This window comes from Bacillus sp. OTU530, from assembly GCF_038440375.1.
In genome coordinates this window covers 1-8,386 of sequence record NZ_JASATP010000095.1, presented here as the reverse complement: position 1 = coordinate 8,386, position 8,386 = coordinate 1, and the positions used below count along the sequence as shown (strand labels likewise).

Genomic DNA, 8,386 nt, shown 5'->3' with positions numbered 1-8,386 from the left:
AGCGTTTCCGCTTCTTTTTTACGCATATGAATGCAGACCTGCAATGACGAGATTCACCGCCACAAGATTAAACATAATAATAGCAAAACCAACAACAGCTAACCATGCAGACTTTTCCCCATGCCACCCCTTTGAAAGGCGCAAATGCAAAAAGGCAGCGTAAAATAACCATGTAATAAGCGCCCATACCTCTTTCGGATCCCATCCCCAAAAACGCGTCCATGCTACCTGTGCCCAAATCATTGCAAAAATAAGAGCGCCAAGTGTAAAGACCGGAAATCCAATCGTGACCGAGCGATAGCCGATTTCATCAAGCAAATCATTGTTGACACGTTGCACAAATGGCTGCAGGAACGCCGCGATGCGCTTACGAAATAATAAACGGAGCACTGTATATATAGCGATTCCAAACAGCAAAGACCAAATCACCGTATTCAATTTCTTGGCATTTACAATGGCAGGGGTATGAAGCACGGGATCAAGCTTTCCTTTTGTCTGCAGCACACCCTCATAAGGTCCAACAAGCGCTGGCAACTGATATACCATCTCAGTTTTTTGGTCATTTTTATCCGTGTATTCAAACTTCGCCTCATACCTACTAATAGAAAAAGCTGTTGTCGCACTGACAAAGCCCAGTGTACATACAAGAAAAAACAGCACTGCTTCAAGCCAAAATGTTTGTTTGCTTTGTCTGGATTGATTTACGTTTTTAATCAAGTAAATCAGACCCGCGACAAAGCTAATTGCCAAAATAGCTTCTCCAAGCGCCGCTGTCGTCACATGAATATACAGCCAGTAGCTCTTAAGCGATGGAATAAGCGGTGTCACTTCACGAGGAAACATACTCGCATAGGCAATCACTAAAATCGCAATCGGTAATGCAAACAGTCCAAGAACGCTTGTACGATAAATAAAGTACATAACGATGAAGGCTAACACAAGCGCCATGCCAAAAAATGTCGTAAATTCAAACATATTGCTTACAGGAGCATGCTTTGCTGCAATCCAACGTGTGACAAAATAAATTAGTTGAGCAAGAAATCCCGCGATTGTAATGCAAATTCCAATGTTTGCCCATTTCTTTCCCTTCTCCCGAATACTTCCTCCGAAAAAAAGGGTTGCCACAAGATATAGAATAAAGGCAGCAAAAAGAAAGTTACTGCTGATTTGTGCCATACTTCTCCCACCCTTAACTGATTTTTTCCATCAGTGCTTTATCCTCCGGCTGCGGAACAGCGGTACCTGACAGAACCGTCTCAATTTCATTGCGAAATCCATACCAATTTTTATTTGTATGTCCAGCAATCCACCACTCACCGTCGATACGCTGCATCCAAATACGGCGATGATTCCAATACATCCCTTGGATTACCCCTATCATGAAAATAGTACCGCCAAGAGCGAGAATCCACAGTGTTAAGTCCTTCCGTACAGTGAGCGCAGTTGCATTTCTCGTCTCTATGCCTGCGAATGTCATTTTATACTTATTTGTGCCTGCTGGCTCAATATTTTGTCGAATCGCAACAAAGCTTACTTCCCCATCTGGTGTTGTTGGAGTAAACATTTTGAATACAAACGCCGGGTTGTTCGGCACCTTCGTTTTCGTGCTCGGTTTTCCCTCTTCATCAAAGTAAAAATCAGGAAAATAGCTTAACAACTCCACTCGGTATCCATTCCCTAAATCATACTTCTCTTCTGGATTCGCAAGATTCACTTCAATTGGACCGCGTTTCTCGTGGGTTGTCTTATCCTCCAGATGAAGAAACATTTTGCTTAGTTCTCCCTCTTTATAATCTGTCTGATATAAGGCAAAGCTTTCAAATTTTAGAGGGTCGTTCACCCGAATCTTGTAATCTGTTACCTTTTTCAACTTAGGCTCTTGACCGGCAACTGTGGAGCCTACTGCTTCGTACAGCACAGCATTCGTTTGATAGTTTTTCGGAATCATGCTGTTGCCGACGCGATCAATCGCCTCGTCAAACACTTTATCCTCTTCTTCTTTGCTATACACTTCTTTAATAAACTTTTCATTTTTTAAATAGTACTTACCATCTGTACCCGGTATTTCCTTCGTTTCACCTTCGCGTAACCAAATGACCTCGTCTACATACATACCTGGTACAAAACGAAGCATGGCACCAATTAGAAAGATAATGAGCCCAATATGATTCACATAAGGTCCCCAACGAGAAAAGCGACCTTTTTCAGCTAGTATGTTTTCATTTTCTGTTCGTACATGATAACGCCGTTTTATCAGATTTTCTTGAACGATAGCAATGTCTTCAGGCGTTGCTGAAGAAACACCAAACAATCTCTGCCGCTTTAAAAAGCTGCGATGACGCGTTACTCTTTGATTTTTCAATGCTTTATACAGAGGCACGACCCGATCGAGACTGCATATAACAAGCGAAATTCCGATGGATGCGAGTAAAACCATATACCACCAAGAACTGTACAGATTATCGAACCCAAGATTATAATACAACTTGCCGAGAACACCGTATTGATCTGCATAGTACTCACTTGGCGTAACCTCTGGAGGCAAATACATCTGCTGCGGAAACACAGTACCGATAGCGGATGCCACAAGCGTAATGACAATAAGCCAAATTCCAACCTTTACAGATGAAAAAAAGCTCCATATTTTGTCTACAAGTGTTTTGTTATAGGTGATCGAACGCCGTGCACTTCCCTCATACTTCATATCTAGTAAACTTACAGACTCTTCGTGTTGAAACGGCTTCCCGCATGCCTCACAAAAAAAGGTGCCAACAGGATTGACATGACCGCATTGACATTTTACGTGTTCCATTCCCTCACCCCTTATGTCTACTTGCAACATGCTTTATTCAGGAACAATCCCCTTTATGTATTCCTCAAGCTGCTCCTTCGTCTGTGTACCTGTAATCTGCTTTACTACTGTACCACTGGCATCAATTAAAAAAGTCGTAGGAAGTGGCCCTACTCCGTATGTATTTAATATCTCCTGTTCCTTATCAATCGCGATTGGAAATGTCAAACCATATTGGTTCACAAAGTTTTTCACAGCAATCTCCGTCTCATCCGCATTTAACGCGATCATTTCAATTCCCTTTTCCTTATAGGAAGCGTACAACTCATTCATATACGGCATTTCCTTTTCACAAGGTTTACACCACGTTCCCCAAAAGTTCAGCAATACTCCCTTTCCTTGCAAATCAGAAAGTGAAATTTTGCTCCCACTCATATCGGTAACAAGAAAATCCGGTGCTTTCTTACCGATTTCTACCTTTTCCGTCTCTGTGAAGAAATTTTGATACAGAGTGAACGCAAGCGCACCAACAAGAATGAGTAAAATAACGCTACGAAATACAAATCTGTTTTTCTTCATCATCTTCTCCCCCTCTAGGCTAGATAGCCCGACATAAGCCGAGCTGCTTATCTCGGCTTGGTGAGAGCCATTGCGCGAAGCTGCTTCACTTCATGTGGCGACAGTGCACGTGCTTCTCCAGGTCTGAGCGATGTGAGCCCTAAAAACGCATAGCGCTCCCGCTTTAGCTTCACAACCTTGCAGCCGACTGCTTCAAACATTCTTCTAACCTGCCGATTACGCCCTTCGTGAATGGCAATTTCAACAACAGCTATTTCCTTACGGCGATCTCCGGAAATAAGCTTCACGCGTGCCGGTGCTGTTTTACCATCTTCCAGCATGACGCCTCTTTGGAGCATACGAATCTTCTCTCCAGTCAATACGCCCTTCACTTTTGCTACATATACCTTCTCAACCTCATACTTCGGATGCATAAGCGCATTTGCGAACTCTCCATCATTCGTCAGGAGGAGAAGACCAGACGTATCATAATCCAAGCGGCCAATAGGAAAAATACGCTGCTTAATTTCCGGAAAGAAATCGGTTACAACCTTTCTTCCTTTATCATCACTTACAGCAGAGATTACACCAGTCGGTTTATATAATAAAAAGTATACAGGTTCTTCCTTCTCAATCGGCACACCGAGCACTTCAACCTCGTCCTGTCTGCCTACCTTTATTCCTAATTCAGTCACCACTTTACCATTGACTTTTACCTTCCCCTCAAGAATAAGCTCTTCTGCTTTTCTTCGGGAAGCAATCCCAGCTTGTGCGATTACCTTTTGCAATCTTTCCATTTCGTTTTCCACCTCAAGTTCATCTTACCGTTATGTAATAGGGAATACAAGTTCACAGCTTCCAACTGACGGCATTTCTACAATAAATTGTTAAAAATTTGTTCACTTTTTGCTCTACAAACCTTATAAAAAAAACGCTGATTGGCGAGCCGTTAGGCGAAGACAGAAGCGAGTCGCACTTACACTTTATTCCTAAAGTATGAAAAAATCCTAGTCTACACCTTTCCCTCATAACGACACTAATTTCATTATAATAAAAGTTTGTCAAAAAGGAAAACATTGTTCCTAAAGAAAACTCGCCGATTGGCGAGCCCTGCCCTTGGGCGAAGACAGAGGCGTAGCCCTATTTATACTGTATTCCTAAAATTCCCCACTACGTCCAATGAACTTTCAGCTAGGAATTTATACATTCTTACAGCACAAAGAAAAAACCGCTGATGATCAGCGGAACATGAGTGAAACAAATATAATGGAGCAAACAATCCCGATCAAATCAGCAAACAGGCCGACCTTCAGCGCGTCTCCCATCTTTCGGATGCCTACCGCCCCGAAATAAACAGTCAAAACATAAAAGGTCGTATCTGTACTTCCTTGCATAACAGCAGCCAAACGGCCAAGAAAGGAGTCAGGTCCATACGTTGCAATTAAATCCGTCGTAATACTAAGACCGGCAGATCCGGAAATCGGACGAATCAGAGCGAGTGGAACAATTTCTGCAGGCACCCCAATTTTGTCCAAAAAAGGCTTCATCACACCGACCAGCGCATCCAATGCTCCTGAGGCACGAAAAATGGAGATGGAGACAAGCATGCCGACCATAAAAGGCAAAATCGAGACAGCAATGCCGAGACCTTCTTTCCCCCCCTCGACAAATGTTTCGTACGTTGGAACCTTTTTGACAGTACCGTACAAAAGAATAAAGGCAATCATGCATGGTATAAGCCAAAGAGAAATGGTGTTCACGATACTCATCGTTTGTTCCCCTCCTTTTTTGTACGCCTTCTATAGAAATAACGGTCAATGCAAATCGCGCCAATCATGGATAATAGTTGAGCAATAAACGTAACTAGTACAATATCTGTTGGATTAGCTGAATTATACGTCATCCGAATGGAAATGACAGTTGTCGGGATAAGGGTAATCGCTGACGTATTCAGAGCAAGAAACGTAATCATCGAACGGCTTGCTGAGTCCTTGCCCCCATTTAATTCCTTCAAATGCTCCATCGCCTTAATCCCGAGCGGCGTTGCAGCATTGCCAAGCCCAAAGAAATTTGCCATCATATTTGATAGAATAAATCCCATTGCTGGATGATCCTTTGGCACTTCAGGAAACAGCTTTTTAATCAACGGCAAAAATATAGCCACCAGCTTTTTTAATAAACCAGCTTCCTCGGCAATCCGCATCAGCCCAAGCCAAAAAATCAGTACACTCAATAAACCAATACAAATCGTAACCGCCATCTTTGCGCCATCGAATACAGCTTTATTTACAGCTTCCATTGTGCCGTTTATCATCGCGTACAACACACCAATAATCGTCATCGCAACCCAGATAAGATTAACCATCGTATGTAACACCTAACATGGAAGAAAATACTTCCTGGAAATCTTCCCAAAATAAGCCTGTCACAGGCAACAGCCGCTTCTTGCTATAAAACACATTTCGCTCGCCAATCCGTTCCCCCTTTAATAGAAATATAGCTTTTCCAACTATACTGCCGTCTGTTTGTACTTGTGCTCGTGGTTCCAGCTCGATACTAACGGTTATGTCCTGTTTTTCCTCTGTTGTCAATGGATACGAAAAGCTGTTTTTTAAATATACATGCTGTTTATACGAATTCCCCTTTACTTCAGCAATACCGCCATCCTGCATAATTGTTGTCATGCTATACTTGTTAAAGCCTTCGTTAAATAAATACATATGATCATTCCAATCCCCCGACGCATTCAATGTAACAACAATTAAATCCAAACCGTCCTTTGAAGCTGTCGTCACGAGCGTTCTTCCTGCTTTTTTCGTGAATCCTGTTTTCCCTCCTGTTGCATACTTATACATAGAGGTAAGTAGCTTATGCTTGTTGTGCCAAGGATAATCCCACGCCTCAGATTGATACGTTTCCGTACCGAATATCTTTTGGAAGGTCTTATTTTGCATTGCATATCTTGTTAATAACGCCATATCATAGGCGGAGGAATAATGATTTCCATCTCCATCTAAACCGCTTGGATTAGAAAAATGAGTATTCTTCATCCCAATTTCCCGCGCCTTCTCATTCATTAAATAGACAAACCCATCTGTGCTTCCGCCAACATGCTCAGCGATTGCCTGTGCTGCATCATTACCAGATCGAAGCATAAGACCATATACTAAATCCTCAAGCTTCACCTTTTGCCCTGCTGTCAAATAAATGGAGGATCCCTCTGTTCGCACTGCTGTATTGCTAACGGAAACCGTCTCCTTCATTTTTCCAGACTCTATCGCCAAAAGAGCTGTCATAATTTTTGTAATACTGGCGATCTTCTCTGGTGCATTCGCCTGCTTGCTGTATAAAATACGCCCGGTCTGCTGTTCAATCAAAACAGCGTTACGCGCACTCACACCCTGAAAGCCGGCATATGTATGCTGAGAAAGAAGCAAGACACATAAAAAGGCAGCACAAAGAACGGAAAGAGTTGTCTTTACCCATACGTGCACCGTTTCCACATCCTTTCCTATTCCAGTTTTGTACAAGTGTATGCTTTGTCCTAGGAATTATGATTGAAAAGCGGCAAGAACGGAAAAACAGAGCACATCTGAAAATGATGCAGGAATAGCTGCATGATCTGCCTAGCTCCTGCCAAAGAACATGCCAAATACCTGAGCAGAACGTAAGCGCTAGGCGGCTTTCTCTGAAAGGCTATACTTTTGTATCTTGTAAAGAAAACTCGCCGACTGGCGAGCCCTGCCTTTGGGCAAAGACAGAGGCGTAGCCCTACTTATACTTTATTCCTAAAATTTCTCACTACGTCGAATTGGCTTCTAGCTAGAAATTTATACTTTCTTAAAGTGTAAAAAAGCCTCGCCCGACTATGGGCGAAGCTTTTAAAATGGCTGCCATTGCAGCTTCCGTGCTTTTTGAAATCGTTCCTCTACATTGTTCCAATCAACAACGTTCCACCAGTTCCGAATATATTCCTCTTTTCTATTTTGGTACTGCAAGTAATATGCATGCTCCCAAACGTCCAAAACAAGGAGTGGAACCGTATCCCATTGCGTAAATAACTGATGCAGTGTGCTTTGCAAAATTTCCAGACGCCCTGAACGCGGGCCCCAAACGAGAATAGCCCAGCCTGATCCCTCCACTTTATTAGCTGCTTCTGTAAAGTGCGCTTGAAACCGATCGAAGCTGCCGAAATCCTGTTCAAGCTGCGGAAGCAGGGTTCCCTTCGGGGCTCCGCCGCCTCCTTTCTTCATATTGCTCCAAAAAATAGTATGCAAATAATGGCCTGATCCATGGAATGCCGCTTCACGTTCCCAATGCTTTAGTAAATCATAATCTCCCGTATTACGAGCCTTTTGCATCATTTTCTCCGCTTTATTCAAACCATCCACGTAGCTGCGATGATGCTTATCATGATGCAGCATCATAATTTCTTTTGCAATATAGGGCTCCAATGCGTTGTATGGGTAAGAAAGCGGAGGAAGGACGTGTCCTCCGATTGGGACAGGCTCCCTTTCATAGCCCCGTTCATACGCGGCATATTCCTCGTAATGCCCAGTTGTTAGCACCTCTTGCAAATGATGCTGAATATGTTCTACATCATCGCTAATTTGATAAACTAACTCTACATTATAGTCGGCATTTTGTCCTTTGAGCTGCTCGAGCAGCATTTGAATTCGATACTCTAATATATGAACGTCATAGATTTCCATCGCCCGGCTATCCAATACGTGAAGTACACTTTCACACCAATGTTCCACCTCGTGAAAATAATGGTCGAACAGTTCCCGCTGCATCATGGAGACACCCCCGCTTCATCGCTATACCTTCTAAATGTATTCCAATTAACGGTTTACTATGACGCCAACAAAAAGAAGGATAAAGAAAACTCGCCGACTGGCGAGCCGTTAGGCGAATACAGAGGCGTAGTTGCACTTATACTGTATTCCTAAAATTTCCGCCTACGTCGAATTCACTTCCGGCTGAAAATTTATTCTTTCTTACAGTGCAATGAAAAAAAAAAGCAGCGTATTCGGC

At 42.9% G+C, this 8,386-nt stretch carries 8 protein-coding genes; all 8 read right to left on the bottom strand.

All coding sequences use genetic code 11. The features are described from left to right. Positions 1-18: 18 nt before the first annotated feature. On the bottom strand, positions 19-1,176 hold the full coding sequence (gene ccsB / locus AAHB12_RS30555) for a c-type cytochrome biogenesis protein CcsB (protein WP_342048844.1): 1,158 nt from the start codon (positions 1,174-1,176) through the stop codon (positions 19-21). A gap of 13 nt (positions 1,177-1,189) precedes the next feature. Beyond that, positions 1,190-2,812 carry a cytochrome c biogenesis protein ResB gene (locus AAHB12_RS30550; RefSeq protein WP_342048842.1) on the bottom strand — a complete coding sequence of 541 codons (1,623 nt, stop codon included), beginning with the start codon at positions 2,810-2,812 and terminating at the stop codon, positions 1,190-1,192. A 33-nt stretch (positions 2,813-2,845) separates the two neighbouring features. After that, a complete protein-coding gene (resA, locus tag AAHB12_RS30545) occupies positions 2,846-3,370 on the bottom strand; it encodes a thiol-disulfide oxidoreductase ResA (RefSeq protein ID WP_129728101.1) in 525 nt (174 codons plus the stop codon). A gap of 47 nt (positions 3,371-3,417) precedes the next feature. Continuing rightward, entirely contained in the window at positions 3,418-4,146 is a 729-nt protein-coding gene (rluB, locus tag AAHB12_RS30540) for a 23S rRNA pseudouridine(2605) synthase RluB (RefSeq protein ID WP_342048840.1), read from the bottom strand. 441 nt (positions 4,147-4,587) lie between these two features. Further along, on the bottom strand, positions 4,588-5,118 hold the full coding sequence (locus AAHB12_RS30535; protein ID WP_129728099.1) for a spore maturation protein: 531 nt from the start codon (positions 5,116-5,118) through the stop codon (positions 4,588-4,590). Next, a complete protein-coding gene (locus AAHB12_RS30530; RefSeq protein ID WP_129728098.1) occupies positions 5,115-5,714 on the bottom strand; it encodes a nucleoside recognition domain-containing protein in 600 nt (199 codons plus the stop codon). The genes AAHB12_RS30535 and AAHB12_RS30530 overlap by 4 nt, the downstream gene beginning before the upstream one ends. Beyond that, the gene (locus AAHB12_RS30525) at positions 5,707-6,786 is read right to left on the bottom strand and encodes a D-alanyl-D-alanine carboxypeptidase family protein (RefSeq protein WP_129728229.1); all 1,080 of its coding nucleotides are present in this window, start codon (positions 6,784-6,786) and stop codon (positions 5,707-5,709) included. The genes AAHB12_RS30530 and AAHB12_RS30525 overlap by 8 nt, the downstream gene beginning before the upstream one ends. Before the next feature lie 444 nt (positions 6,787-7,230). After that, the gene (locus AAHB12_RS30520) at positions 7,231-8,148 is read right to left on the bottom strand and encodes a superoxide dismutase (RefSeq protein ID WP_129728097.1); all 918 of its coding nucleotides are present in this window, start codon (positions 8,146-8,148) and stop codon (positions 7,231-7,233) included. Positions 8,149-8,386: the final 238 nt, after the last annotated feature.

Excerpts from the sequence above, each read along its gene's own strand:
- ccsB (WP_342048844.1), bottom strand. The coding sequence starts at position 1,176 with ATGGCACAAATCAGCAGTAACTTTCTTTTTGCTGCCTTTATTCTATAT.
- AAHB12_RS30550 (WP_342048842.1), bottom strand. The coding sequence starts at position 2,812 with ATGGAACACGTAAAATGTCAATGCGGTCATGTCAATCCTGTTGGCACC.
- resA (WP_129728101.1), bottom strand. The coding sequence starts at position 3,370 with ATGAAGAAAAACAGATTTGTATTTCGTAGCGTTATTTTACTCATTCTT.
- rluB (WP_342048840.1), bottom strand. The coding sequence starts at position 4,146 with ATGGAAAGATTGCAAAAGGTAATCGCACAAGCTGGGATTGCTTCCCGA.
- AAHB12_RS30535 (WP_129728099.1), bottom strand. The coding sequence starts at position 5,118 with ATGAGTATCGTGAACACCATTTCTCTTTGGCTTATACCATGCATGATT.
- AAHB12_RS30530 (WP_129728098.1), bottom strand. The coding sequence starts at position 5,714 with ATGGTTAATCTTATCTGGGTTGCGATGACGATTATTGGTGTGTTGTAC.
- AAHB12_RS30520 (WP_129728097.1), bottom strand. The coding sequence starts at position 8,148 with ATGATGCAGCGGGAACTGTTCGACCATTATTTTCACGAGGTGGAACAT.